The organism is Zobellella sp. DQSA1, from assembly GCF_041950555.1.
In the GTDB taxonomy this organism is placed as follows: Bacteria; Pseudomonadota; Gammaproteobacteria; order Enterobacterales; family Aeromonadaceae; genus Oceanimonas.
On the sequence record NZ_CP169531.1, the window covers coordinates 3,816,300 to 3,842,500 of the forward strand.

Annotated in this window: 20 protein-coding genes, 1 tRNA gene and 2 rRNA genes (1 of these 23 only partly in view); 11 read left to right on the plus strand and 12 right to left on the minus strand. The window is 61.7% G+C overall.

Annotated elements, in window-relative coordinates:
* The first annotated feature begins 36 nt into the window (after nucleotides 1-36).
* The 3 genes from ACEVBK_RS18150 (at nucleotide 37) to ACEVBK_RS18160 (ending at nucleotide 4,719) form a co-directional block, all read left to right on the plus strand.
* Nucleotides 37-1,305: an O-acetylhomoserine aminocarboxypropyltransferase/cysteine synthase family protein gene (locus ACEVBK_RS18150; RefSeq protein WP_375056288.1), complete on the plus strand. Its 1,269-nt coding sequence runs from the start codon at nucleotides 37-39 to the stop codon at nucleotides 1,303-1,305.
* 114 nt (nucleotides 1,306-1,419) lie between these two features.
* Entirely contained in the window at nucleotides 1,420-2,883 is a 1,464-nt protein-coding gene (gene cls, locus ACEVBK_RS18155; protein ID WP_375056289.1) for a cardiolipin synthase, read from the plus strand.
* 78 nt (nucleotides 2,884-2,961) lie between these two features.
* Nucleotides 2,962-4,719: a trans-sulfuration enzyme family protein gene (locus ACEVBK_RS18160; RefSeq protein WP_375056290.1), complete on the plus strand. Its 1,758-nt coding sequence runs from the start codon at nucleotides 2,962-2,964 to the stop codon at nucleotides 4,717-4,719.
* On the opposite strand, the gene ACEVBK_RS18165 is transcribed toward ACEVBK_RS18160, so the two are convergent.
* On the minus strand, nucleotides 4,714-5,346 hold the full coding sequence (locus ACEVBK_RS18165) for a LysE/ArgO family amino acid transporter (protein WP_375056291.1): 633 nt from the start codon (nucleotides 5,344-5,346) through the stop codon (nucleotides 4,714-4,716). The genes ACEVBK_RS18160 and ACEVBK_RS18165 overlap by 6 nt on opposite strands.
* Before the next feature lie 94 nt (nucleotides 5,347-5,440).
* On the opposite strand from ACEVBK_RS18165, the gene ACEVBK_RS18170 reads away from it, so the two are divergent.
* From ACEVBK_RS18170 to ACEVBK_RS18180, 3 genes are all read left to right on the plus strand, one after another.
* The gene (locus ACEVBK_RS18170) at nucleotides 5,441-6,364 is read left to right on the plus strand and encodes a LysR family transcriptional regulator ArgP (RefSeq protein WP_375056292.1); all 924 of its coding nucleotides are present in this window, start codon (nucleotides 5,441-5,443) and stop codon (nucleotides 6,362-6,364) included.
* A gap of 33 nt (nucleotides 6,365-6,397) precedes the next feature.
* Nucleotides 6,398-8,656: a heavy metal translocating P-type ATPase gene (locus ACEVBK_RS18175; RefSeq protein WP_375056293.1), complete on the plus strand. Its 2,259-nt coding sequence runs from the start codon at nucleotides 6,398-6,400 to the stop codon at nucleotides 8,654-8,656.
* Between the two features lie 175 nt (nucleotides 8,657-8,831).
* Nucleotides 8,832-9,026: a hypothetical protein gene (locus ACEVBK_RS18180; RefSeq protein WP_375056294.1), complete on the plus strand. Its 195-nt coding sequence runs from the start codon at nucleotides 8,832-8,834 to the stop codon at nucleotides 9,024-9,026.
* Nucleotides 9,027-9,355: 329 nt separating this feature from the next.
* Here the strand turns inward: ACEVBK_RS18180 and ACEVBK_RS18185 are convergent, their stop codons facing one another.
* From ACEVBK_RS18185 to csiR, 6 genes are all read right to left on the minus strand, one after another.
* Entirely contained in the window at nucleotides 9,356-10,660 is a 1,305-nt protein-coding gene (locus tag ACEVBK_RS18185) for a TRAP transporter large permease (RefSeq protein ID WP_375056295.1), read from the minus strand.
* Nucleotides 10,650-11,141 carry a TRAP transporter small permease gene (locus tag ACEVBK_RS18190; RefSeq protein WP_375056296.1) on the minus strand — a complete coding sequence of 164 codons (492 nt, stop codon included), beginning with the start codon at nucleotides 11,139-11,141 and terminating at the stop codon, nucleotides 10,650-10,652. Before ACEVBK_RS18190 ends, ACEVBK_RS18185 begins: the two co-directional genes overlap by 11 nt.
* A gap of 135 nt (nucleotides 11,142-11,276) precedes the next feature.
* Nucleotides 11,277-12,284: a DctP family TRAP transporter solute-binding subunit gene (locus tag ACEVBK_RS18195; protein WP_375056297.1), complete on the minus strand. Its 1,008-nt coding sequence runs from the start codon at nucleotides 12,282-12,284 to the stop codon at nucleotides 11,277-11,279.
* A gap of 216 nt (nucleotides 12,285-12,500) precedes the next feature.
* On the minus strand, nucleotides 12,501-13,400 hold the full coding sequence (gene metF, locus ACEVBK_RS18200) for a methylenetetrahydrofolate reductase (protein ID WP_375056298.1): 900 nt from the start codon (nucleotides 13,398-13,400) through the stop codon (nucleotides 12,501-12,503).
* Between the two features lie 36 nt (nucleotides 13,401-13,436).
* A complete protein-coding gene (gene metE / locus ACEVBK_RS18205; protein WP_375056299.1) occupies nucleotides 13,437-15,725 on the minus strand; it encodes a 5-methyltetrahydropteroyltriglutamate--homocysteine S-methyltransferase in 2,289 nt (762 codons plus the stop codon).
* 228 nt (nucleotides 15,726-15,953) lie between these two features.
* On the minus strand, nucleotides 15,954-16,643 hold the full coding sequence (csiR, locus tag ACEVBK_RS18210) for a DNA-binding transcriptional regulator CsiR (protein WP_375056300.1): 690 nt from the start codon (nucleotides 16,641-16,643) through the stop codon (nucleotides 15,954-15,956).
* Between the two features lie 164 nt (nucleotides 16,644-16,807).
* Here csiR and glaH point away from each other — a divergent pair, with 164 nt between their 5' ends.
* On the plus strand, nucleotides 16,808-17,776 hold the full coding sequence (gene glaH, locus ACEVBK_RS18215; protein WP_375056301.1) for a glutarate dioxygenase GlaH: 969 nt from the start codon (nucleotides 16,808-16,810) through the stop codon (nucleotides 17,774-17,776).
* Nucleotides 17,777-17,887: 111 nt separating this feature from the next.
* Nucleotides 17,888-19,099: an L-2-hydroxyglutarate oxidase gene (gene lhgO / locus ACEVBK_RS18220; RefSeq protein ID WP_375056302.1), complete on the plus strand. Its 1,212-nt coding sequence runs from the start codon at nucleotides 17,888-17,890 to the stop codon at nucleotides 19,097-19,099.
* A 98-nt stretch (nucleotides 19,100-19,197) separates the two neighbouring features.
* Here the strand turns inward: lhgO and ACEVBK_RS18225 are convergent, their stop codons facing one another.
* Entirely contained in the window at nucleotides 19,198-19,806 is a 609-nt protein-coding gene (locus tag ACEVBK_RS18225) for an OmpW family outer membrane protein (protein WP_375056303.1), read from the minus strand.
* Between the two features lie 242 nt (nucleotides 19,807-20,048).
* Between ACEVBK_RS18225 and rnk the strand changes: the two genes are divergently transcribed.
* The 3 genes from rnk to ACEVBK_RS18240 all read left to right on the plus strand — a co-directional run bounded on the left by rnk (nucleotide 20,049) and on the right by ACEVBK_RS18240 (nucleotide 22,505).
* Complete coding sequence (gene rnk, locus ACEVBK_RS18230; RefSeq protein WP_375056304.1) at nucleotides 20,049-20,456, plus strand: nucleoside diphosphate kinase regulator; 408 nt, start codon at nucleotides 20,049-20,051, stop codon at nucleotides 20,454-20,456.
* Nucleotides 20,457-20,579: 123 nt separating this feature from the next.
* Complete coding sequence (locus ACEVBK_RS18235; protein WP_375056305.1) at nucleotides 20,580-21,536, plus strand: AEC family transporter; 957 nt, start codon at nucleotides 20,580-20,582, stop codon at nucleotides 21,534-21,536.
* A 69-nt stretch (nucleotides 21,537-21,605) separates the two neighbouring features.
* The gene (locus tag ACEVBK_RS18240) at nucleotides 21,606-22,505 is read left to right on the plus strand and encodes a LysR family transcriptional regulator (protein WP_375056306.1); all 900 of its coding nucleotides are present in this window, start codon (nucleotides 21,606-21,608) and stop codon (nucleotides 22,503-22,505) included.
* A 6-nt stretch (nucleotides 22,506-22,511) separates the two neighbouring features.
* Here the strand turns inward: ACEVBK_RS18240 and ACEVBK_RS18245 are convergent, their stop codons facing one another.
* From ACEVBK_RS18245 to ACEVBK_RS18260, 4 genes are all read right to left on the minus strand, one after another.
* A complete protein-coding gene (locus ACEVBK_RS18245) occupies nucleotides 22,512-23,210 on the minus strand; it encodes a phosphatase PAP2 family protein (protein WP_375056307.1) in 699 nt (232 codons plus the stop codon).
* A 251-nt stretch (nucleotides 23,211-23,461) separates the two neighbouring features.
* Nucleotides 23,462-23,538: transfer RNA gene (locus tag ACEVBK_RS18250), tRNA-Asp, on the minus strand.
* A 33-nt stretch (nucleotides 23,539-23,571) separates the two neighbouring features.
* Nucleotides 23,572-23,686: ribosomal RNA gene (rrf, locus tag ACEVBK_RS18255) — 5S ribosomal RNA — on the minus strand.
* 123 nt (nucleotides 23,687-23,809) lie between these two features.
* Nucleotides 23,810-26,201 (minus strand): 23S ribosomal RNA (locus tag ACEVBK_RS18260); it runs 498 nt beyond the window's last position.

The window sequence follows — 26,201 nt, forward strand, 5'->3', positions numbered from 1 at the left end:
AGTGAGGCTTCAATCGAGCACAAGGAAAGGACCCTCATGAGAGACGAAACCCTGGCCATCCACCACGGCTACAGCACGGATCCCACTACCAAGGCGGTGGCTACCCCCATCTACCAGACGGTGGCCTACGAATTCGACAGCGCCCAGCACGGCGCCGATCTGTTCAACCTGGAGGTGCCGGGCAACATCTATACCCGCATCATGAATCCTACCAACGACGTGCTGGAGCAGCGGGTAGCGGCTCTCGAAGGCGGTATCGCCGGCCTGGTGGTGTCCGCGGGCAGCGCCGCCATCCATTACGCTGTCCTCACCCTGGCCCAGAGCGGCGACAACATCGTCTCCACCCCCCAGCTCTACGGCGGCACCTATACCCTGTTCGCCCATATGCTGCCGAGCCTCGGCATTGAGGTCCGCTTCGCCGAAGACGCCAGCCCCGCCGCTATCGCCCGCCTCATCGACGACAACACCAAGGCGGTGTACTGCGAGAGCATCGGCAACCCGGCGGGCAACATCGCCGATATCCGGGGCCTGGCCGACGTGGCCCACGCCCGGGGCGTGCCGCTGGTGGTCGACAACACCGTCGCCACCCCCATCCTGTGCAAACCCATCGAATTCGGCGCCGACATAGTGGTGCATTCGCTGACCAAGTACATCGGCGGCCACGGCAATTCTCTGGGCGGCATCATAGTGGACAGCGGCCGGTTCCCCTGGGCCGAGCACAAGCAACGCTTCCCCCAGCTGAACAACCCCGAGCCCGCCTACCACGGCGTGGTCTACACCGAGACCTTCGGCCCCGCGGCCTTTATCGCCCGCGCCCGCACCGTGCCCCTGCGCAACACCGGCAGCGCCCTGGCGCCGCTCAACGCCTTCCTGCTGCTGCAGGGGCTGGAGACCCTGCCCCTGCGCATGGAACGCCATGTGGAAAACACCTTCAAGGTGGCCGACTTCCTGCAAAGCCACCCGGCGGTGGCCTGGGTCAACTACGCCGGGCTGCCGGAGCATCCGGACTTCGAGCTGGCCCGACAATTTATGCAGGGCAAGCCCTCGGCCATCCTTTCCTTCGGGCTCAAGGGCGGCTTTGACACGGGCGTACGCTTCTATGACGCCCTCAGGCTGGTCAAGCGGCTGGTCAATATCGGCGACGCCAAGTCCCTGGCCTGCCACCCGGCCTCCACCACCCACCGCCAGTTGACCCCGGACGAACTGGTGCAGGCGGGTGTGCGGCCGGAGATGATCCGCCTGTCCATCGGTATCGAACACAGCGACGACATCATTGCCGATCTGGCCCAGGCGCTGGACGCCTGAGTTCAGGGGGCCGCCACCGGCGGCCCCCTGCGTTTATCCATCGCTTCCGGGTGCCGCTCCCGGCTCCCCCTGTGCTACAGTTGCCCCAGGATCCCCAGCCAGTCATCCAAGCCCATGCCGGAACCGCTTACCCCCCTCCCTCCCCGCCGCTCGCCCCGGCGCCGCCTGCTGGTCATGGTGCTCTTCGTCGCCCAGGCATTGGGCCTCGTTTCCTCCCTCGATGCCCTGATGTCCACCCGCACCGCCCCCGGCGCGGTGGCCTGGATCGTCTCCCTCAATACCCTGCCGGTGGTGGCGGTGCCCGCCTACTGGGTGTTCGGCCGCAGCAAGTTCCAGGGTTATGTGATAGGACGGCGGGAAGACGATAATCAGCTGTACCGGGTGCTGGACGACAAGATGTCGCTGGTGGTTCCCTACCACGTCCAGCCCTCTCCCGGGGGGAGCCAGGTAAGAACCATGGAGCAACTGGCCAAGATGCCCATGGTAGGCGGCAACGAGGTGGAACTGCTGATCGACGGCGACGCCACCTTCACCAGCATACTGGAGGGCATCAGGGCCGCCGAACGCTACGTGCTGGTGCAGTTTTACATAGTGCGCGACGACGAGCTGGGCCGGACCCTGCATCAGGCCCTGATCGACAAGGCCCGCCAGGGCCTGGAGGTGTATTTCCTCTACGACGAAATCGGCAGTTACCGGCTCAACGGCGGTTATCTGGCCGAACTGGGCGCCGCCGGGGTACAGGTGCGGCGCTTCCATTCCACCCGGGGCTCGGGCAACCGCTTCCAGCTCAATTTCCGCAATCACCGCAAGATAGTGGTCACCGATGGTCGCTTCGGCTGGGTCGGCGGCCTCAACGTGGGCGACGAATACCTGGGCCGGGATCCCCGCTTCGGTCCCTGGCGCGACACCCACCTGAAGATGGAAGGCCCGGCCACCCTCTGCCTGCAGCTGTCCTTCGTGGAAGACTGGCACTGGGCCACGGGCGAGATCCTCACCTTCAACTGGCAGCCGGTGCCCGCCGCCAATGCCGACATCGCCATCCTGACCCTGCCCAGCGGGCCGGCGGACCGCTTCGAGACCGCCAGCCTGATGGTGCAACACGCCATCGGCTCCGCCCGCGAACGACTCTGGGTCAGCAGCCCCTATTTCGTACCCGACGAAGGGGTGCTGGCCGCCCTCAAGCTGGCCGCCCTGCGCGGGGTGGACGTGCGGGTGCTGATTCCCGAACGACCGGACAACCTCCTCACCTACTTCGCCGCCTACGCCTTCGTCGCGCCCCTGCTCGAGGCCGGGGTGCAGATCCACCGCTACCAGGAAGGCTTTCTGCACGCCAAGACCATGCTGATCGACCGCCAGGCCTCGGCCATCGGCACCGTCAACCTCGACAACAGATCCTTCCGGCTGAACTTCGAGGTCACCTCCTGGGTGATGGACGAGGGCTTCGCCGACCAGATGGCGACCATGTTCGAGCGGGACTTCGCCCGCTCGCGCCTGATGACCGAAGACGAGGTCGCCGACAAATCCTGGTGGTTTCGGGTCGCCTCCCGCGCCGCCTACCTCGGCGCCCCCCTGCTGTAACCCCCGGCCGCCAGGTGCGGCCCGGCTTTCTTCACCTATGCTTAACCTTGCTGATCCGCCCCTCGTCAAGGACCCCCCATGGCCGTCAATCCGGAACTCTCGCCCCTGCGCCACAGCCACCAGAGCGACAGCGCAGACGCCCTGGTCCAGGAGCAGTTGCGCCACTTCGGCATCGATCCCGCCAGCCCCTTCGGCCGGCACCTGGCCGGGGCGGCGCTCAACCTCTATCGCACCAACCAGGATATCCACGCCCTCTGGCAACTCACCCGGGACTGCCTGGACAGCCTGCCACCGGAGGAGCGTATCTGCCGCTTCAACGCCAAGAAGTTCCTCGCCTTCCAGCTGGCCAAGGTGCTGGACAACCTGCAGGCTCCCTTCCGTGCCCAATGGCGCCATCTCGGGCTGACCCAGGACTCGCGGCTGGCCAAGGGCGCCTACCCCCTGTTCGACCGGGTGCCCATGCTGTTCAGCGCCAACCCGCCCATCGTGCGCACCGCCACCTATGTCTATGCCTGCACCGAATGGATAGACGATGCCTTCCACGGCCGGGAGAGCACCCACTCCATATACAGCCGTCTGCTCAACCCCACCGCCCTGGCCCTGGCCAACACCCTGGTGGAGCTGGAAGCCGGCCCCGACAGTACCGACTACCTGGCCCTGACCTTCAATTCCGGTATGGCGGCCATCGACGCCCTGCTCGGCACCCTGTTGGAGCGGGGCGACATCCTGCTGGTCAGCCGCAACCTCTACGGCGGCGTACACCAGCTGCTGCAGGACTACTACGCCCGGCCGGAGAAACTCGGCATCCGGCTGGAATGGTTCGACGGCACCGAGGCCCGGGACTTCCGCCTGGCCCTCAACCGGACCCTGGCGGATCACCGGGAAACGCTGGCCGCAGGCGCCCGGCTGCGCGTCTATCTGGAGTCCCCCTGCAACCCCCACGGCCTGATGCTGGACGTGCCCGGGATCTGCCGCCTGGCCCACGAGACCGGCGCCCTGGTGATGCTGGACGCCACCCTGGCCACACCGGTGCTGTTTCGCCCCCTGCAGCGACCGGAGCCGGCGGAACGCCCCGATGTCGTGGTTCACTCCTGCACCAAGGACATGGCTGGCACCGGCAGCACCACCGCCGGCGCCCTGATAGGTCTCCAGCCGCTGATGTTCCTGCCCAAGGGCGAGCCGGGCTGGCGGCAGACCCTGTTCTGGCAGTGCTACTACATCAAGGGCGCCTTCCTCGACGCGGACAAAGCCTACGAGGTGCTGACCGGGATCAAGACCCTGGAACTGCGCATACTGGCCAAGGGCATCAACACCCTGGTGCTGGCCCGTTTTCTCGCCTCCCACCCGGATCTGCGGGTCAGCTCCCACGCCCTGGACCATCACCCCAACAGCCCCCTGCGCCAGCGCCTGCTCAGGTATGGCCTGCCCTGCCCCCTGCTCACCTTCGATCTGGAGGCGACCGGCCTGCCCCGCGACGCCTTCGTGCGTTTCTTCGATGCCCTGGAACCGGCCTTCGGCCACATGGTGAGCCTGGGCCAGACCAATACCCTGGTACTCTGCCCGGCCCTGACCTCCCATTCCGAACTGGACGAGACGGCCCTGGCCGCTGCCGGCATCTACCCCACCAGCATCCGGGTGGCAGTGGGCATAGAGCCGGTGCGGGAGCTGATCGCCCACCTGGTGCTGGCGGCCCGCCGCCACCTGGATCCGGTCAGTCCCGGTTTCAGCCAGGGCTTTATGGCCCCGGCCGAGGTGGACGCCCTGGTGGAGCAGGTCACCCTGGATATCCACCGGGCCCGGCTGGCACAGCAGGCCCGGCTGGCGGAGCTGTTATAGCGGTGTCCCGGCGGCCATCAACCCCAGCGCCAGCTTGCCGGCCAGCAGCCACATCAGGGTGCCGATGGCGGCATCCATCGCCTTCTGCACCAGGGGCCGGCCGAGCCATGCGCTCATCCGCGCCGCCGCCAGCGCCAGGGTGAAGAACCAGATCAACGAGGCGCTGATGCAGCCCAGGGCGAAGGCCCACTTGTGCTCCTCGGCGAAACCGCCACCCACCGAGCCCAGTATCATCAGGGTTTCGATATAGACCTGGGGATTGAGCAGGGTCACCGCCAGCACCCCGATGATCACCGCCTTCAGCCCCCGTTCACGACCGTCCACCGCCAGCGCCTGTTCCTGCCGGAACACCCGGCGCCAGCAGTGGGCCCCGTACAGCAGCAGGAAGACCATGCCCGCCAGGCTGATGCCCCAGTACAGCAGGCCGTGGGCCTGCAAGGCCGCGCCGCCGCCGAACACACCGAGGCTGATCAGCAGCACGTCGAACAGGCCGCAGATGGCCGCCACCAGCAGATGATGCTGGCGCCGGATGCCCTGATTGAGCACGAAGGCGTTTTGCGCGCCGATGGGGATAATGAGTCCCGCCCCTAGGGTGAAGCCTTGTATCCAGGGTAACCAATACATCATCTCGCTCTCGTTTATCTTGCTGACTGGCGGCCAGACTAAAACCCCCCTAGAATTAAGTAAAACTAATAAAAATTTATCTTGATAAGAATTTTTCATGACCGACCTGGACTATAAACTGCTGGCCGCCCTCGACCGGGTAGTGAGCGAACAGAGCTTCGAGGGGGCCGCCCGCCAGTTGCACCTGACCCAGTCGGCGGTATCCCAGCGCGTCAAGCTGCTGGAACAGCGCCTGGCCCAGCCTCTGCTGGTGCGCGGCCAGCCGCCCCGCCCCACTGAAGCCGGCCGCCGGCTGCTGATCCACTACCGTCAGGTCAGCCAGCTGGAAAGCGCGGTGATGGCGGAACTGCTACCGGACGCGCCGCAAAAGCCCCTGGGGGTAACCATCGCCACCAACGCCGACAGCCTGGCCACCTGGCTGATCCCGGCGCTGACCCCCCTGCTGCACGGCCATCCCATCGAGCTCAACCTGCTGATCGAGGACGAATCCCGCACCCTGGAACGACTCAGGAGCGGCGAAGCCTTCGGCGCCATCAGCATCATCGCCGCCCCCCTGCCCGGCTGCCGCTGCGATCCCCTGGGCCAGATGGACTACCTGCTGGTGGCCACGCCCGACTTCAGGGAACATTACTTTGCCGACGGACTGACCCGGGATGCCCTGCGCCGGGCGCCGGCGGTAGCCTTCGACCAGAAGGACGACATGCACGAGCGTTACATAGCGCACCACTTCGGCCTGCCCGCCGGCAGCTATCCCTGCCACGCGGTGCGCTCCTCCGAGGCCTTCGTGGCCATCGCCCGGGCCGGCGCCGCCTACTGCCTGATCCCCCGGTTGATGATCGCCGAAGATCTCGAGGCCGGCCGCCTGCTGGAACTCTACCCCCAGGGCAGTCTGATCCAGCCCCTGTACTGGCACCGCTGGTTGCTGGAGCGGGGCATCCACAAGGTGCTGTCCCGCCGGCTGATCGATCACGCCCGCACCGTGCTGCCGGCTATTGACTCTAGAGGTACCTCCAGGGTCTAAACTCCGGGTAGAGACCATCATCAGGAGAGCGCCATGGGACACTGCTGTCACCACCAACACACCAAGGAAACCGCCACCGAGCATCACCACCACCAGGGCTGTGCCCCCCGCACCGAGCAAACCAGGAGCTGCGCGGCCCAAGCTCCCGCAGCGGACGCCCGGGGGCAGGACAATCCGCCTCCCGATGAGGAGGACGACAGGCGGGGAAATACCCATCACTGGCGTATCGGCGGCATGGACTGCCCCAGTTGCGCTGCCAAGATTGAAACCGCGGTGCGCCGCCTGCCCGGGGTACTGAGCGCCGAAGTACGCTTCACCACCGAACGCCTGCAGGTGCGGCTGGCCCCGGAGGCCGTCCCCGCCACCGTGGAGCAGGCCATCACCGCCGCCGGCTTTACCCCCCTGACGGAGCGCAAGCCGGCACGCCCCGCACCGGCCCCCTGGTGGCGCTCGCAGCTGGATATACTGACCTTGCTGGCGCTGATGCTGGCCGCCGCCCTGGCCAGCCTGCCGTACCCGGCTCTGGGTCAAACGCTCTTTACCTTGGCCACCCTCTGGGGACTTATCCCCATCGCCCGCCAGGCCTGGCGCCTGGCCCGCAGCGGTTCCCCCTTCTCCATCGAAACCCTGATGACGGTGGCCGCCACCGGCGCCCTCTTCCTGGGCGAAACCGCCGAGGCGGCCATGGTACTGCTGCTGTTCATGGTGGGAGAAAAGCTGGAGAGCCTGGCCGCCAGCCGGGCTCGCAAGGGAGTGAAGGCGCTGATGGCCCTGGTGCCGGAAAAGGCCCGCCGGCTCGGTGCCGATGGCCCGGAAGAGGTGGAAGCATCCGAACTCGCGCCGGGGGATTGGATCGAGGTGCACCCGGGCGGACGGCTGCCGGCGGACGGCGAGCTGCTGACCCCGCTCGCCGCCTTCGACGAGAGCGCCGTCACCGGCGAGTCGCTGCCGGTGGAACGCCGTCGGGGTGAGCGGCTGGCCGCCGGCAGCCTGGTGGTAGACGTAGCGGTGCAACTGAGGGTGACCTCGGAGCCGGGCAACAACACCGTGGACCGCATCCTGCTCCTGATGGAACAGGCCGAGGCCAACCGGGCTCCCATCGCCCGCTTTATCGAACGTTTCAGCCGCTGGTATACCCCCGCCATGATGCTGGCCGCCCTGCTGGTGATACTGCTGCCGCCCCTGGCCCTCGGCGCCGACTGGCAGACCTGGATCTACCGGGGCCTGGTCCTGCTGCTGATCGGCTGCCCCTGCGCCCTGGTGATCTCCACCCCGGCGGCGGTCACCTCGGCCCTGGCCGCCGCCACCCGCCTGGGCGTGCTGATCAAGGGCGGTGCCGCCCTGGAGCAGCTCGGCCGCGTCGACACCCTGGCCTTCGACAAGACCGGCACCCTGACCCTGGGCCAGCCGGCCCTGACCGAGCTGGTGGTGTATCCGCCCCAGGATCGCGGCCAGGTCCTGGCTCTGGCCGCTGGCCTTGAGTCGGGCTCCCACCATCCCCTGGCCCGGGCCCTGGTGGCCGCCGCCGAAGCTCAAGGCCTGACTGCCGAGCCCGTTGCGGACAGACACACCCTGGCCGGAGCCGGTATCCAGGGCCGCTGGCGGGAGCAGGCGCTGTTGCTGTGCAGCCCCGCCCATCTGCCGGAAACCTGGCTCACGCCGGCTCAGCGCCGGGATCTGGCGCGGCTGCGGGCCGGCGGCCATACCCTGGCGGTGCTGGCGCTGGAGCAAAAGGTGCTGGCCCTGTTCGCCCTGAACGACCGGCTGCGGGACGATGCCGGAGACGGCATCGCCACCCTGCGGGCCCTGAACATCGACTGCTTGATGCTGACCGGGGATCACGAGCAGGCGGCGGCCCGCGTCGCCGAAACGCTCGGTATCGGCTACCGGGCCGGGTTGAAACCCGAGGACAAGCTGGCGGAAGTGGAACGGCTCGGCCGGACGCGCAGCCTGGCCATGGTGGGCGACGGCATCAACGACGCCCCGGCGCTGCGCCGGGCCAGCGTGGGCATCGCCATGGGCCAGGGCACCGACGTGGCCCTGGACAGTGCCGACGTCGCCCTCAGCCACAACCGGTTGACCGGGCTGGCGGACGCCATCCGGCTGTCCCGCGCCACCCACGCCAATATCCGCCAGAACGTCACCCTGGCGCTAGGGCTCAAGGCAATATTCCTGGTCACCAGCCTGACCGGATTCACCGGACTCTGGCTGGCAGTGCTGGCCGACACCGGTGCTACCGCCCTGGTCACCCTCAACGCCCTGCGACTACTGACTTTCCGCAGTCGGCATTAGGCCTGTTCGCCCGGCTTGCCGGGCGGCGAACACCCTGGCCGATACTCATGGTGCCGGCCAGGGACACCTGCGTCAGCCACCACGTAATAAAAAGTTCACATTCAATATGCACACCAATGTCTACGCTTTGTATATACGTTGCATTGCACTATACAGCGCGGGATCGATCACACCCATGTCCGGTGAGCAGAGACAACACAAACAGAAGAAAGACGGTCAGTTGGTCATTCGCATCAACAGCAAGGAGCGCGATGACTTTATCGATTTATGCGAGCAACTGGACTCCAGTGCTGCCCGGGAGATACGCCGCTTTATCCGGGAGTTTATCGCGCAACAGACGCCGCCCGGGCGACCGACTAATACCAGCTGAGTGTCGACCTGGCCCTATTCGCCCGCCAGCTCGTCGCTCTATTCCGTGCCCAGCAGCACAACAATATGTTAAAGGAGGCATACCATGGCAAAAAACAAGGCAAAAAACCTGAAACAGCAGATAAAAACCCGCAAGGCCAAAATCGCCAAACATGAAGGCAAATTGAAAAAACTGAAGAAGGCGCTTAAAAAAGTCTGACTTTCGGCCGATGAACGCCCCCGCCTGCCAGGCCATACAGCGAGCAACGAACGCCATCTTTATGGCTAACTGCTCGGCACAGGCTGCAGCCGGGGGCTTTTGGCACCCGGCTTGTCAAGCCGGCAACGCGGTTACCAGGCCCCCACCACAAACCCCAGCCGCTCCGGCAGCCACAGGGCGATACCGGGGAACAACATCACCAGCACCAGCGCCGACAGCATGGTCAGCATAAAGAACAGCGCCCAGCCGAAGGTTTTCTCCAGCCGAATGCCGGCGATCTGGGTGGTCACCATCAGGTTGATGGCCACCGGCGGGGTGAACTGGCCGATGGCGATGTTCATCGCCAGCAGGATGCCGAACCACACCAGGTTCCAGCCGAAGTGCTGCATCAGCGGGATCAGTATGGGGGTGATGATCAGGTAGATGGAGATGGCATCGAGCAACATGCCCGCCAGCAGCACCAGCACCATAATCAGCATCAGCAGCACCCAGCCGTTGTCGGACAGGGACAGCATGGCCTGGGCCAGGTGGTTGAAGGTACCGAGGGTGGTGCCGGCCCAGGCGAAGATGCCCGCCAGGGAGATGATGATCATCACCACCCCGGACACCATACCCGCCTCGCCGAGCAGGCGCCACACCGCCTTCAGGCTGAGCTGGCGATAGACGAAGATACCCACCACCAGGCCGTAGGTCACCGCCACCACCGCCGCCTCGGTGGGGGTGAACAGGCCCGAGCGCAGGCCGCCGAGGATCAGCACCGGGGCGAACAGCGCCGGCAAGGCACGGATAAAGCTCTCTTTCAGCGGTGGCCGCTCGCCCTGCTTGGGGTCTTCCCAGCCGTTGCGCCGGGCCAGCCACCACACCGGCAGCAGCAGTGACAGCCCGGCGAGGATACCCGGGAACAGGCCGGCGGCGAACAAGGCGCGCAGATCGACCCCGGGCACCACTATGGAATAGAGGATCAGGGCGATGGACGGCGGGATCAGGATGGCGGTGGACGAGGCGGAGGCGATCAGCGCCGCCGAGAAAGGCTTGGGATAGCCGGCCCGGGTCATGCTCGGCAGCATCACCATGGCCACCGCCGCCGCGTCCGCCGGGCCCGAGCCGCTCATGCCGCCCATGATCAGACACACCAGTACCACCACCAACCCCAGGCCACCGTGACGCGGACCGATCAGCGCCTGGGCGAAGCGCACCAGGCTGGCCGCCACCCCGGCCCGCTCGAAGATAAGGCCGGTAAGAATAAACAACGGAATGGCGATCAGCGGGTACTTGGCGATGCTGTTGTAGGTGTTGGTGCCCAGGGTGGCCAGCATCTCCGGCGACAGGCCGGCGACGATGCCGGCGGCCCCGCCCAGCCCCAGGGCGAAAGCCACCGGCACCCCCAGCAGCATGGCGGCGCCAAACACCAGCAACATCAGTAGATCAGGACTCATGGCTCGGCTCCTCGCGGCAGGTACGGCAGCGCTCCACCAGGCTCTGGGTCAGCCGCCAGATGATGGCCAGGCACAGCAGCGGCAGCCAGACAATATAGATCCAGGTGGGGTAACCCAGTCCGGGCGACAGCGACTCCCAGCTGTATTCCTCCCAGGCCAGCAGGCCGCCGTACCACACCACCAACCCCAGCAGCAGCACGCTGGCGGCCCACTGCAGCACATAGAGCACCGGACGCAACCGGAGCGGCAGCTTGTCTTCCACCAGTTCGATGCGGATATGGGCATGGCGGCGCGAGGCCAGGGCGGCACCGGCGAAGGTGAGCACCACCAGTAGAAACACGGAAAATTCTTCGGTAAAGGCGAAGGAGGCATCGGTGGCATAACGCACCACCACATTGCCCAGGCTGATCACACAGACCGCCAGCAGGGCCAGGGCCGCCAGCCAGCGTTCTGGCCTGGCGTCGGGGGCAGATTTCGACATGGGGACAACAACTCTCGGTAAGCAAGTAAGGGGCATGGACCCGCGCCGACCTCACACCCGCCTCTCCCCCGAGGCCGCAGACGCCCTCCTGGCGCCGGTGTGATGAAACGACGGCCGCGCGGGCCGGGCCGTGGTTTAACGGGCGTCGATGGCCGCCTGGGCTTCCGCCACCAATTCGGCACCAATACGCGGCGTCCACTTTTCATAGACGGCGGCGGTGGCCTCCACGAAGGCCTGATGCTGCTCGGGGTTCAGCTCGGTCACCGCCACCCCACGTTCCTTGATGGCGACCAGGGTGTCGGCCAGTTCATTGCGGGATTTCTCGATTTCCCAGGCGCCGGCGTCGATGGCGGCCTGGCGCAACAATTGCTGGTCCTCGGCGGGCAGGGACTTCCATACCTTCTGGTTGACGCCGAAGATCAACGGATCCGCCATGTAGTGCCACAGGGTCAGGTACTTCTGGCCGACCTGATCGACCCGCGCCACGTCGAACACCGACAGCGGGTTTTCCTGGCCATCGATAGCGCCGGTGGTCAGTGCCGGCTGGGCGTCGGCCCAGCTCATCTGAGTCGGGTTGGCGCCCAGGGTATTAAAGGTATCGAGGAACAGGGGCGAGCCCACCACCCGGATCTTGAGGCCCTTGACGTCTTCCGGGCTCCGGATAGGCTGCTTGGAGTTGGACAGCTCGCGGAAACCGTTTTCGCCCCAGGCCAGGGGCACCACTCCTCGTTTTTCGATGGCGGCGAAGACCTTCTCGCCGGCGCCACCCTGGGTAATGGCATCGATGGCCGCCTCGTCGGGCATCAGGAAAGGCAGCGAGAACAGGTTCAGTTCGGGTACCTGGGGCGACCAGTTGATGGTCGAGGCCACCGCCATATCGATAAGGCCGCTGCGCATGGCGGAAAATTCCTTGGTCTGGTCGCCGGACACCAGCTGGGCATTGGGGTAGACCTTGAGGGTCAGGCGTCCCTCGGAGCGCTCGTTCACCAGCTCGGCCCACCTGGCGGCGGCCTGCCCCCAGGGGAAGGCGTCGGACAGCACGGTGGACACGGAAAACTCCCGGGTATCCTGGGCGAAAGCGGGGCCGGCCAGGCTGAAACTCATGGCGGCGGTAAGGGCGGCAACGACCTGGTTAACTCGCATAAAGAAGTCCTTTCTGTTGTTATTGGAAGTTCCTGTCGCGGTAGGGCAGAACAAAACACCGGCCACGGAGCCGGCGGCACGACGGTCCGCCATAGTGGAATGAAGGGGATTGCAAAGTCAACCGTCAGCGGAACCCGGAGCCCGCTCTCCGGGCACCATAGATGAAAAAACCCCCGCAAGCCAAGGCCTGCGGGGGTTTTGCAATAACAGGAATCGTTACCGGGCCGCCGCCTGAGGCCGCACACCCAGGGTGTGGCAGATGGCGTAGGTCAGCTCGGAGCGGTTCAGGGTGTAGAAGTGGAAATCCTTCACTCCTTCCCGGCTCAGTACCCGAACCTGATCCATGGCGATGCTGGCCCCCACCAGGTTGCGGGTGTTCTGATCATCTTCCAGCCCCTGGTAGCGCTGGTGCATCCAGCCCGGGATCTTGACGTTGGAGAAGCCGGCAAACTTGAGCAGGGTCTGGTAGTTGGACACCGGCAGTATGCCCGGCACTATCTCCACGTCGATGCCGATGGTCACACAGCGATCGCGAAACCGCAGGTAGGACTCGACGTCGAAAAAGAACTGGGTGATGGCCCGGTTGGCACCCGCATCGACCTTGCGCTTGAGGCTGAGCAGATCGGCCTGGGCGCTTTTCGCCTCCGGGTGCACCTCGGGGTAAGCCGCCACCGAGATATCGAAGTCGGCCTCTTCCTTCAGCAGGCTCACCAGATCGGCGGCGTACATGTCCGGCTTCTCCACGCCCTGGGGCAGGTCGCCACGCAGGGCCACGATCTGGCGAATGCCGTTGTTCCAGTAGTCCCGGGCGATGCCACGCAGCTCATCCCGGCTGGCATCGATACAAGTCAGGTGCGGCGCGGCCACCAGGCCGGTCTTGTCCTGAATATCCTTGATCACCTTGTGGGTACGGTCCCGGGTGCCGGAGTTGGCACCGTAAGTCACGGAGACAAACTTGGGCGCCAGCGTCTTCAGCCGCTCGATGGAGTGCCACAGGGTCTGCTCCATCTGCTCGCTGTTGGGCGGAAAGAACTCGAAAGACACATTGATATCGCCGTTCAGGTCGGCCAACGACTGGTTGAGCGCTTCTACATGACGCGCGCTGTGAAAACCCATGTTTATCTCCTAACAACTTAAATTAAAACGATTCCTTTATACCCGGGTTTCGGCGTAGGCCTGGCGCAGCGCCTCGGTGGCCGCCACCATGTTGGCCAGGGCGGCACGGGTTTCTTCCCAGTTGCGGGTCTTGAGACCACAGTCGGGGTTGACCCAGATGCGCTCCTTGGGCAGACGCTCCACGGCTTTTTCGATCAGTTTGACCATCTCCTGCACCGACGGAATGCGCGGCGAGTGAATGTCGTACACCCCGGGACCGATCTCGTTGGGATAGGCGAAGTCCCTGAACACATCCAGCAACTCCATGTCGGAGCGGGAGGTTTCGATGGTGATTACATCCGCATCCAGGCGGGCGATGGACTCGATGATTTCGTTGAACTCAGAATAACACATGTGGGTGTGGATCTGAGTAGTGTTCTCCACCACCGAGGCGCTCAGACGGAAGGCCTTCTCGGCCCAGGCCAGATAGGCCGCCTGGGGTGCCTTGCGCAGTGGCATCAGCTCGCGGAACGCCGGCTCGTCGATTTGGATGATGCCGACCCCGGCCGCTTCCAGATCCGCCACTTCATCGCGCAGGGCCAGGGCTATCTGGTAGGCAGAGTTGACGTCGCTCTCGTCTTCCCGCGGGAAGGACCAGGACAAAATGGTCACCGGGCCGGTAAGCATGCCCTTGACCGGTTTGTCGGTCAGGCTCTGGGCGTACTGGGTCCAGCTCACGGTCATCGGCTTGGCGCGCCAGACGTCACCGAAGATGATGGGTGGCTTGACACAGCGGGAGCCGTAGCTCTGCACCCAGCCGAAACGGGTGAAGGCAAAGCCTTCCAGTAGTTCACCGAAATATTCCACCATGTCGTTGCGCTCGGCCTCACCGTGCACGAACACGTCCAGTCCCAGGGCTTGCTGTTCGTCGATGGCCTGACGGATATGCTGCTGGATGCCTTCCTCGTAAGCCTGCTCGTCGAGGCTGCCCGCCTTGTGATCCCGGCGCAGGGCGCGGATGTCGGCGGTCTGGGGGAAGGAACCGATGGTGGTGGTGGGGAACAGCGGCAGTTGCAGCTTGGCCGCCTGCACCTTGGCCCGCGCCACGTAAGGCGCCCCGCGCTGGTCGTCGCCGCCGGCAATAGCGGCCACCCGCGCCTTGACCTCATTGTTGTGAATACGCTTGGAAGTCTTGCGTGACGCTACTATGGCATCGGAGGCGGCCAGCTCGGCGGCAATGGCTTCTTCACCCTGGTTAATGCCCCGGGTCAGGATAATCACTTCCTGTACTTTCTGGGCGGCAAAGGCCAGCCAGGATTTCAGCTCCTGATCGAGCCGGTCTTCCGATGCCAGATCCACCGGCGAGTGCAGCAGTGAACAGGACGGCGCAATCCACAGATTGTCGCCGTAGCGCTCGGCCAGGGGCTGAAGCTTGTTCAGGGAGGCACGCAAATCGTTGGCCCAGATGTTGCGACCGTTGACGATGCCCACCGACAGTACCTTGCCCTGGGGCCAGGCGGCGGCGATGGTGTCGAGGCTGTCACCCAGCACCGCGTCCACGTGCAGACCGGCCACCGGCAGAGCACTGACCAGCGCCAGGTTGTCGGCCAGGGGGGCGAAGTAGGTGGTCAGCAGCAGCTTGAGCTCGGCCCCGGCCAGCTCGGCGTAGGCCTGGGTCACCGCCTGCTGCCACTCGGGAGCCAGATCCAGCACCAGCAGCGGCTCGTCGATCTGCAGCCACTCCACCCCCTGGGCGGCCAGCCTGGCCAGAATCTGCCGATAGGCTTCCAGCAGACGGGGCAGCAGGCTCAGCCGATCGAACTCCTCGCCCTTGACCTTGGCCAGGTACAACCAGGTTACCGGTCCCAACAGCACCGGCTTGACGGCAATGCCCTCTTCCTTGGCTTCCTGCACTTCGTCGAACAGCTTGGTGCTGGCCAGGCGGAAGGCCTGATCGGCGGTGATTTCCGGTACCAGGTAATGGTAGTTGGTGTCGAACCACTTGGTCATTTCGCTGGCGAAGGTGTCTTCACCGGTCGGCGCCCGGCCGCGAGCCACACGGAAATAGGTGTCCAGGCTCACCGGCTCGTCCGCCGGCTGGTTGAAGCGCGCCGGGATCACCCCCAGCAGGGCGCTGGTGTCCAGCACCTGATCGTAGAAGGAAAAATCGCCCGCCGGTTGCAGATCCAGCCCCTGCTGGTACTGGCGTACCGCCTTGCGGGTCTGCAGGGCGATGGTGTTCAGTTCGCCGGCATCGGACTGGCCTTTCCAGTAGGACTCGAGGGCGAACTTCAGTTGGCGGCGGTTACCGATACGGGGAAATCCCAGGTTGTGTGACAAAGCCATTGTTGTTATCTCCGTGTTCTCTTTAGCTACAAAGACGTTTAGACGTCTGAATGTCTTTATAGTTGCACGGCTAAACTTCCAGAAGCAAGGGCCTCTTTAAAAAAAGTGATAAGTACTAATTAGTTAGCACTGAAAAGAATATATGAGAGAGACAGACTCTTTTGGGTGGGATTTATGACTAAAAAAAGCAAAGAGAAAGGCGGGATAGGATATCCCGCCCCTGAGAACTCAGCGTACGCCCTGCTCGGCCAGTACCTGGGTAATGATGGAAACAGGGCTGTGCAGGTGCTCGCGCATCATGGCCACGGCCTCGGCTCTACGGGCCAGAATGGCCTCAAAAAGCGCCTGATGCTCTTGCTGCTTCTCCGCCAGGGCCTGCTCGCTGAATACGGTACGACGCAGCCACAGGTAGCGGTAACGGGCCGCCTGATCCATCAGGGTCTGGCGTACCACCAGCAGTTGAGGCGAGCGGCAGCCGGCGGCCACTGCGTTATGAAAGGCCTGGTGGCGGCTGTCCCATTGATTGAGCTGCTCCTCCACCGACGCCAGGTGGGTCACCTTGGCCAGGGCGTGGTGGGCGGCCACCACCCCCGCCTCCCAGAGGTCGTCGCCCCGGGTCATGGCCAGTTCCACCACTAATCCCTCCAACTGGGCACGGGCGTCGTAGATGTCCTTCAACTCGGCCACCGACATGGGACTGACCCTAAAGCCGCGCTGGCTCTCGGCGGTGACCAGCCGTTCCGATACCAATTGTGATAACGCCTCCCGCAGCGGGCTCACACCCAGGCCGTAGCGGCTCTTGAGGGTGCTCATCAGCAGTTTCTCACCCGGGCCGAAGTGACTGCGGATGATGTCCTGTTTCAACTGCTGATAGGCCGTTCGCGCCAGGTTTTCCCGGGGTGAATCAAGGTTGCTCATGCTCTGTTCCTGCGTTGTTCTGTTCCGCAATTATAACGAAATTGCAACGGAGATCATAAAAACAGCATCATTTATTGACAATAATCAAAAATGTCGACATTTTATATATACAGCGACATTAAGCCGCTTTGACCTACACCACGTGAAATAACAAGGAAGCCTCTATGTCCAACATTGCCACCGCCGATTTTGTCAGTCACAAATACCAGGGCTTCAGCCTGGCTCCGTCCGCCCAGTCCGATCGTCTGCTGGAACTGCGCTTCGATGAGAAGACCGTCAAGGGCTTCCTCGAAGCAACCGCCGAATGGCCGGTACAGGCGCTGGAGTACAAGTCTTTCCTGCGCTTTCGCGTGGCCAAGCTGCTGAACGATCTCTGTGGCCAGGCCCTGCAGCCCTTGCTGGTCAATACCCTGGTCGATCGCGATACCGGTGCCCTGTTGATCACCCCGGAAGGGCTGGACCGGGTCGCACAGGCGGAAGACATGGTCAAGTTCACCACCGCCGTGGCCCACCTGTTCGGCCGCTCCAACTACGATGCCATGAGCGGTCAGTACTACGCCCGTTTCGTGGTACAAAACCAGGACAACTCCGACAGCTACCTGCGCCAGGCCCATCGGGTGATGGAACTGCACAACGACGGTACCTTCGTCGAGCAGGACACCGACTACGTACTGATGCTGAAGATCGATGAACAGAACATGGAAGGCGGCAACTCCCTGCTGCTGCATCTGGATGACTGGGAGCACCTGGAGCGTTTCTATGCCGATCCCATGGCTCGCCGGGTGATGCGCTGGGCCGCACCGCCCAGCAAGAACACCACCAAGGATGTGTACCATGCGGTATTCGACACCGATCGCAGCGGCCAGCCGATCATGGCCTACATCGACCAGTTCGTGCAGCCCAAGAACTACGAGGAAGGAGTCTGGCTGGCGGATTTGTCCGAAGCCCTTGAAAACAGCGCCCGAAAACTGTCGGTTCGAGTGCCCACCGGCTCCTTCCTGTTGATCAACAACCACTTCTGGCTACATGGCCGTGACAAGTTCATCGCCCATGAAGGCCTGCGCCGGGAGCTGATGCGTCAGCGTGGCTACTTTACCCACGCCAAGACCCTGAAACACTCCAACCAGGGCTAAAGACTTTGACAGGGCGTCGCCGGAAACGGCACCTTTGAGTGATAACAAGAACAAGAAACGCCGGGGCCAGACTCCGGCTTTTGCCTCTCCAACATACAGGTGAACAGAACAGTGTTTGATTTCATCATTATCGGCGGCGGTATCGTTGGCATGTCTACCGCCTGGCAACTGAAAAAAAACTATCCCGACAGCAAGATGCTGGTGCTGGAAAAAGAATCCGGCCCGGCCCATCACCAGACCGGCCATAACAGCGGCGTGATCCACGCCGGCGTCTACTACACCCCGGGCAGTCTCAAGGCCAAATTCTGCCTGGAAGGTAATATCGCGACCAAGGCATTCTGCCAGGAACACGGCATTCCCTATGACGAGTGCGGCAAACTGCTGGTGGCCACCAACCCGCTTGAAATGGAGCGGATGAAGGCACTCTGGGACAGGAGCGAAGCCAATGGCCTGGAGCGTTACTGGCTGAATGCCGACGAACTGAAGGAGCGGGAGCCCAGCATCACCGGCATGGGCGCTATCTTCGTCCCCTCCAGCGGCATCGTCAGCTACAAACAGGTCACCGCCGCCATGGGCAGGGAGTTCGAGCGCCTGGGCGGGGAGATCCGCTACCACGCCGAAGTGACAGGATTGAAAGAGGAAGCCACCCAGGTGGTGGTGCAAACCAGCCAGGGCGAGTTTTACGGCAAGTACCTGGTGTCCTGCTCCGGGCTGATGGCGGATCGGGTGGTGCGTATGCTGGGAATCGAGCCCGAGTTCAAGATCTGCCCCTTCCGCGGTGAATACTACCTGCTCAAACCCGAGCACAACCAGATAGTGAACCACCTGATCTACCCGATCCCGGATCCCGACATGCCCTTCCTCGGGGTACACCTGACCCGAATGATCGATGGCACCGTCACCGTGGGCCCCAATGCGGTACTGGCATTCAAACGGGAGGGCTACAACAAGAGCGACATCTCCCTGAAAGACACTCTGGAGATGTTCACCTATCCGGGCATCCTCAAGGTGCTGCTGAAGAACCTGAAGCCGGGCCTGATGGAAATGAAGAACTCCCTCAACAAGGCCGGTTACCTGGAGCTGGTGCGCAAGTACTGCCCCAGCCTACAGGTGAGCGATCTGTTGCCCTACCCGGCCGGCATCCGCGCCCAGGCGGTGTCGAAGGACGGCCGGCTGGTGGACGACTTCCTGTTCGTCAACACCAGGCGCACCATCAACGTCTGCAACGCCCCCTCGCCGGCAGCGACCTCCGCCATTCCCATCGGCGGCTATATCGTCGACAAGGTAAAGGAGCAGGTAGCACTGCCCAGCACCGTTGCCTGAATGGAAGAACGGTTATCCATCGCCAACAAAAAAGGGCAGACCCAGTCTGCCCAAACACTGCCGAGGTTTCAAACCTCTCAACCCACATTGCAAATCGACTAGAAACGGTAACCCACACCCACCATCAGCACCATGGGATCGATATTGGTTTTAAAGGTTCCGACCGCAGTTTCCACATCGGTATCGATATCGATATACCAGGCGGAAGCATTTACAAACCAGTTTTCAGTGACCCTCATATCCAGGCCGGCCTGAACCGCCAGGCCCCAGGAATCGTCGAGCTTGACACTGGTCCCGTCCAGGGCACCACGACCCTTTTCATCAAAGAAGGTAGTGTAGTTGATACCGGCGCCGACGTAGGGACGGACCTTGCTCTGGGCATTGCCGAAATAATACTGGCCCATCAGGGTCGGCGGCAGGTGCTTTATCTTGGCGACTTCCCCCAGCCCGGCGGTACTGACGGAATGAGAGAAAGGTGTGGCGGCCAGCAGCTCGACTCCCCAGTTATCGGTGAGCATATAGGACAGGGTCAGACCAAGTTGAGTGTTGGCATCGGCATCGAGGTGGCCGGTATTCAAAACATCGTCCCCGCTGCTGTTGGGACTGACGGTGGCGGCACCTCCCCGCACCAGGATATCACCAGCCTGGTGGGCATGGGCGGCAGGGACCATTAACGCAGCGGCAACCAGCAGGGAAAGTTTTTTCATGCTCAGTCCTTATTTCTTTTGAGGTATCTAGGGTAGCTGGCGGGCAGTTTGCCCTACAAAGCTCAGGGCTTTTTTGATTTAACGCAAAGTCGCCATCAAAATTAACGGATGGATGGCAATTTCGTGCCGTTCCCAACAAATTGCTAACTACAAGGCTGGCTTAAGTGGTCGGCTTGGGGTATATCTTAAGCATCGGTTCAGGCAGCGCTTTCGGCGTTGCCTGCTTTTTTATGGAGGTTGATATGGCCCAGTTGCCGCCTATTACTATTTCCACCCTGGATCTGGCCCGGCTTGAAGCCCTGCTTGAACATCAGCCCGACTCTCCGGCCCTGAGACGGTTGGAAGACGAACTGGATCGCGCCAATGTGGTCGAGCCGAATGCAGTACCGGACAATATCGTGACCATGAACTCCACCATACGGTTTACCATGGATAACACGAATGACACCTTTACCAAGACTCTCTGCTATCCACGCGATATGGACGGCGCCAAGGATAAAATTTCGGTACTGGCGCCCATCGGCAGCGCCTTGCTGGGTTTGTCTGTCGGCCAGAGCATCGAATGGCCCGGCCCCAACGGCAAGATGCTGCAGGTCACCATTACCGCCGTCGACTACCAGCCGGAGCGAGCTGGCGATTATCAGCTATAAATGGAAAAAGGCGCATCATGGCGCCTTTTTCCATTTATAGCCTACCGCCAGTACACTGAGCTATTGCTCTACCCCCCTACTCGCGGCATGCTTGGGCTACCCCTGCCTCCAACTCCAATGGCCATGAACGAGCTTATCAACAGCCTGCTGTTTTCCCTCTCCATTACCGGCCCCATTTGTTTGCTGCTGTTGCTCGGTATCGGCCTGCGTCGCACCCAGATGATGAACGAAGGCTTTATCGACGGCGCCAGTAAACTGGTATTCAATATCGCTCTGCCCATGCTGCTGTTCACCAGCATCGCCCAGACCGACTTCAGCCAGATGGCCAGCCCTTCACTTATCCTCTACGGCATCGGCGCCACCCTGGTGGCTTTTGTGTTGCTGGAACTGCTGGCCAGCCGACTGACTCCCGACAAACGGCTGCGCGGCATATTGGTCCAGGGCGCCTTTCGCGCCAATATGGGCATTATCGGCCTGGCCTATGTCAACAATGCCTATGGCTCCCAGGGGGTCGCGTCCGTCGCCATGTATGTGGCCTGCCTGACCATATTGTTCAACATCCTGGCGGTGGTCACCCTGAACCGCAGCCTGAGTCAGGGCAAAGGCCTGCAACTGGGCAACATCCTCAGGGGCATCGCCAAAAATCCGCTGATTATCGGCATAGTCGCGGCCCTGCCCTTCGCCGCCAGTGACTGGCAGGTGCCGGCAGTATTGATGAAAACCGGTCATTACCTGGCCCAGATGACACTGCCGGTGGCGCTGCTCTGCACCGGGGCGACCCTGAGCCTGAAGCGGGGGCAGGAAGAAACCGGGTTGCTTCCCCCCGTAGCATTGCTACGGTTGCTGGCCATTCCCGGCCTGATCACCCTGGGCGGTTACCTGGTCGGTTTTCGTGGAGCCGAGCTGACCATGCTGTTTCTGATCAACGCTTCCCCTACCGCCGCCGCCAGCTATGTCATGGTACGTGCCATGGGGGGCAACGCCGTGCTGGCGGCCAACATTATCGCCGTCACCACCCTCGGCTCCTTGCTGAGTACCAGCCTGGGCGCTGCCCTGTTGAAAGGACTGGGTTGGTTTTAACGGCGAGCGGGTGCAACTCTTCCGGCGCTGCGTTATTGTTGGTAAACCTTAACTGCCTGATACCGATCTATGTCTAGAGAAAAAGCCCTGACCCTGGAAGCCCTGCGGGTGTTGGATGCCATCGAACGTCGGGGCAGCTTCGCCGCTGCCGCCGATGAGCTGGGCAAGGTCCCCTCCGCGCTCAGTTACACCATTCAGAAGCTGGAAGATGAACTGGATCTGGCGCTGTTCGATCGATCCGGTCATAAAACCCAATTCACTCCGGTAGGCCGACTGGTGCTGGAGCGGGGCCGCCAGCTGCTGCATGCTTCCACCCAACTGGTGGAAGATGCCAGGGCACTGGAACGGGGCTGGGAAACCAGGCTCACCCTGGCTATCGACGGCATCATGCCCAGCGAGCGGTTGTTCCCCGTGCTGGATGCCCTCTCCCGCAAGACCGAAACCGATATCAAGCTCGCCCATGAAGTACTGGCCGGTACCTGGGAAGCCCTGGAAACCGGTCGGGCCGATCTCGCCATTACTCCGTTACGTGACGATGCGGTACTCAGCCCAGGTATCAAGACCCAGTTTCTGTATCAGGAAACCTTTGTCTATGTGGCCCATCCGGAGCATCCCATCCATCAGGAAACCGGCCCACTGACCGAAGAAATCCTTAGCCGCTACCGCGCCATTGCCGTGGCGGACACCGCCCGTTTCAAGCCATCACTGACTTTCCGCCTGTTCGAGAAGCAGTCACGGCTGACCGTCAGCACCATGCAAGACAAGATCACCGCAGTCAAAGCCGGACTGGGAGTCTCATCGGTACCCTTATCATGGACGGGTGAGATGCTGGAAAAAGGAGAGCTGAAGGAAGTGTCGAGCAGTTGTCGAGAAACCACGGATGTCGTACTGGCCTGGCGGCGAGACGCCATGGGCAAGGCCAAGAGTTGGCTGATCCGCCAAATCCCGGCCCTTTTTCAGCAAAAGTAGTTCATATCAGGAGCCTTTGAGGTGAGGCAGTCGCCGGTTCAGCCAGGCAATAGCCGCATCCATCAGCCCGGTCTGCAGCAGCCAGGCCATGCCAAAAGCCGCTACCGCGAAAGCACCGACGTAGATATCGGTCCACCAGTGAGCACCGCCCATCACCCTTGGGGCGGAAAAGACCACCACAAACAGGCAGCCCCAAAGACCGGCTTTCCAGGACAGGTAACGCCACACGAAGGCGGTGTAGATCATCAGCATCAGGCCATGATCACCGGGAAAGCTGTCTCCGGAAGAGTCCTTTGTCTTGAAACCGGCCAGTTCGGTCAACCGGAAAATATTTTCAAAGGTCAGCGTCGGGCTGGGTCGGTCGACCGGAATGGCCCGCCCCAACTGGTTCAGCCCCACGGCGGTCAACAACATCAGAAAGCCGATGATCAGCAACTGTCGCTTTTGCTCTGTACCCACTTTCCGGTAATAGCTGTAATACACCAGCCCCATGGCCAGCAGGGCCACGCCGTCGAACGCCCTGTTATTGGCAACGGCCACGGCATTGACCCATGCCTGACTTGCCCCCAGCTTATTATTGAAAAAATAAAAAACCGAGCTGTCGATCTGAAACCAGAAACCGTGCCCCGGCAACCAATACCAGCTGGCAAACACCACCGCCGCCAACAGATTCCAAACGATCAGTTTATTGAATTGAATCGGCATAATCCCCCCTTGTTATAAGGCTGGCATTGTACGGAATTTTATAACGGCTGTGCACGGCGTTATTGATATCAAAGCCCGTCCATGTCGGAAAATTTCAAGGGAAAGAGGACCTGAAACTGACTGGCCACTGGAAGTTAGCTCCCCGGCCTTTCAGCAGGCGTCTGGTATGGTCACAGAAATCCGCTATTGCTATTGCTGCCAACGCGGCCAATACGAAAAAACCCCAGCATCTCTGCTGGGGTTTTGAGTAATGGCGGAGCGGACGGGGCTCGAACCCGCGACCCCCGGCGTGACAGGCCGGTATTCTAACCAACTGAACTACCGCTCCGCATAAGCGTCTTAGTCAGCAACTAATTTGGGTGCCTGGCAGTGACCTACTTTCACATGGCAGCTGCCACACTATCATCGGCGCGGGTGCGTTTCACTTCTGAGTTCGGCATGGAGTCAGGTGGGACCACAACGCTATCGCCGCCAGGCATAAACTTTAATCCGGAAAAGCTCACCGCCAGGCATGGCGGCAATGCAGAAAATGCAGGAGCAATTCTCTGCCTGATGAATTCGTTCTCGACCTGCAAGGCCTCACACTTCTTGGGTGTTGTATGGTTAAGCCGCACGGGTCATTAGTACAGGTTAGCTCAACACGTCACCGCGCTTACACACCCTGCCTATCTACGTCTTAGTCTCAAACGGCCCTTTAGGAGGTTCTAGACCTCTGGGATGACTCATCTCGGGGCTCGCTTCCCGCTTAGATGCTTTCAGCGGTTATCGATTCCGAACTTAGCTACCGGGCAGTGCCATTGGCATGACAACCCGAACACCAGCGGTTCGTTCACTCCGGTCCTCTCGTACTAGGAGCAACCCCCCTCAATCATCCAACGCCCACGGCAGATAGGGACCGAACTGTCTCACGACGTTCTGAACCCAGCTCGCGTACCACTTTAAATGGCGAACAGCCATACCCTTGGGACCGACTTCAGCCCCAGGATGTGATGAGCCGACATCGAGGTGCCAAACACCGCCGTCGATATGAACTCTTGGGCGGTATCAGCCTGTTATCCCCGGAGTACCTTTTATCCGTTGAGCGATGGCCCTTCCATTCAGAACCACCGGATCACTATGACCTGCTTTCGCACCTGCTCGACCTGTCCGTCTCGCAGTTAAGCTGGCTTATGCCATTGCACTAACCGTACGATGTCCGACCGTACTTAGCCAACCTTCGTGCTCCTCCGTTACTCTTTGGGAGGAGACCGCCCCAGTCAAACTACCCACCAGGCACTGTCCGCACCCCCGATAAGGGGGCAACGTTAGAACATCAAACATACAAGGGTGGTATTTCAAGGTCGGCTCCACGGCAACTGGCGTCACCGCTTCACAGCCTCCCACCTATCCTACACATGTAGGGTCAATGTTCAGTGCCAAGCTGTAGTAAAGGTTCACGGGGTCTTTCCGTCTAGCCGCGGGTACACCGCATCTTCACGGCGAATTCAATTTCACTGAGTCTCGGGTGGAGACAGCGTGGCCATGGTTACACCATTCGTGCAGGTCGGAACTTACCCGACAAGGAATTTCGCTACCTTAGGACCGTTATAGTTACGGCCGCCGTTTACCGGGGCTTCGATCAAGAGCTTCACCTTGCGGCTAACCCCATCAATTAACCTTCCGGCACCGGGCAGGTGTCACACCGTATACGTCCTCTTGCGAGTTTGCACAGTGCTGTGTTTTTGATAAACAGTCCCAGCCACCTGGTCACTGCGACTGGCTCAGGCTCCATCCGCGAAGGACTTCACCCGCTCCAGCGTACCTTCTCCCGAAGTTACGGTACTATTTTGCCTAGTTCCTTCACCCGAGTTCTCTCAAGCGCCTTGGTATTCTCTACCCGACCACCTGTGTCGGTTTGGGGTACGGTTCACACACATCTGAAGCTTAGAGGCTTTTCCTGGAAGCAGGGCATCAATGACTTCGTCACCGTGGTGACTTCGTCTCAGGTCTCAGCATTGTGTGTCCGGATTTGCCTAAACACACTGCCTACACCCTTTCACCAGGACTACCAACGCCTGGCCCATCTAGCCTTCTCCGTCCCCCCATCGCAATGTGTGTCAGTACGGGAATATTAACCCGTTTCCCATCGACTACGCCTTTCGGCCTCGCCTTAGGGGCCGACTCACCCTGCCCCGATTAACGTTGGACAGGAACCCTTGGTCTTCCGGCGTGGAGGCTTTTCACCCCCATTATCGTTACTCATGTCAGCATTCGCACTTCTGATATCTCCAGCATGCTTCACAACACACCTTCGCAGACTTACAGAACGCTCCCCTACCACTCATGCAATGCATGAATCCGCGGCTTCGGTGCCTAGTTTAGCCCCGTTACATCTTCCGCGCAGGCCGACTCGACCAGTGAGCTATTACGCTTTCTTTAAATGATGGCTGCTTCTAAGCCAACATCCTGGCTGTCTGAGCCTTCCCACCTCGTTTCCCACTTAACTAGGACTTGGGGACCTTAGCCGGCGGTCTGGGTTGTTTCCCTCTTCACGACGGACGTTAGCACCCGCCGTGTGTCTCCCGGATAGTACTTACTGGTATTCGGAGTTTGCATGGAGTTGGTAAGTCGGGATGACCCCCTAGTCCAAACAGTGCTCTACCCCCAGTAGTATTCGTCCGAGGCGCTACCTAAATAGCTTTCGGGGAGAACCAGCTATCTCCCGGTTTGATTGGCCTTTCACCCCCAGCCACAGGTCATCCCCTAACTTTGCAACGTTAGTGGGTTCGGTCCTCCAGTTGATGTTACTCAACCTTCAACCTGCCCATGGCTAGATCACCGGGTTTCGGGTCTACTCCTAGCAACTCAACGCCCAGTTAAGACTCGGTTTCCCTACGGCTCCCCTATACGGTTAACCTTGCTACTAAAAGTAAGTCGCTGACCCATTATACAAAAGGTACGCAGTCACCGAACAAGTCGGCTTCCACTGCTTGTACGTGCACGGTTTCAGGT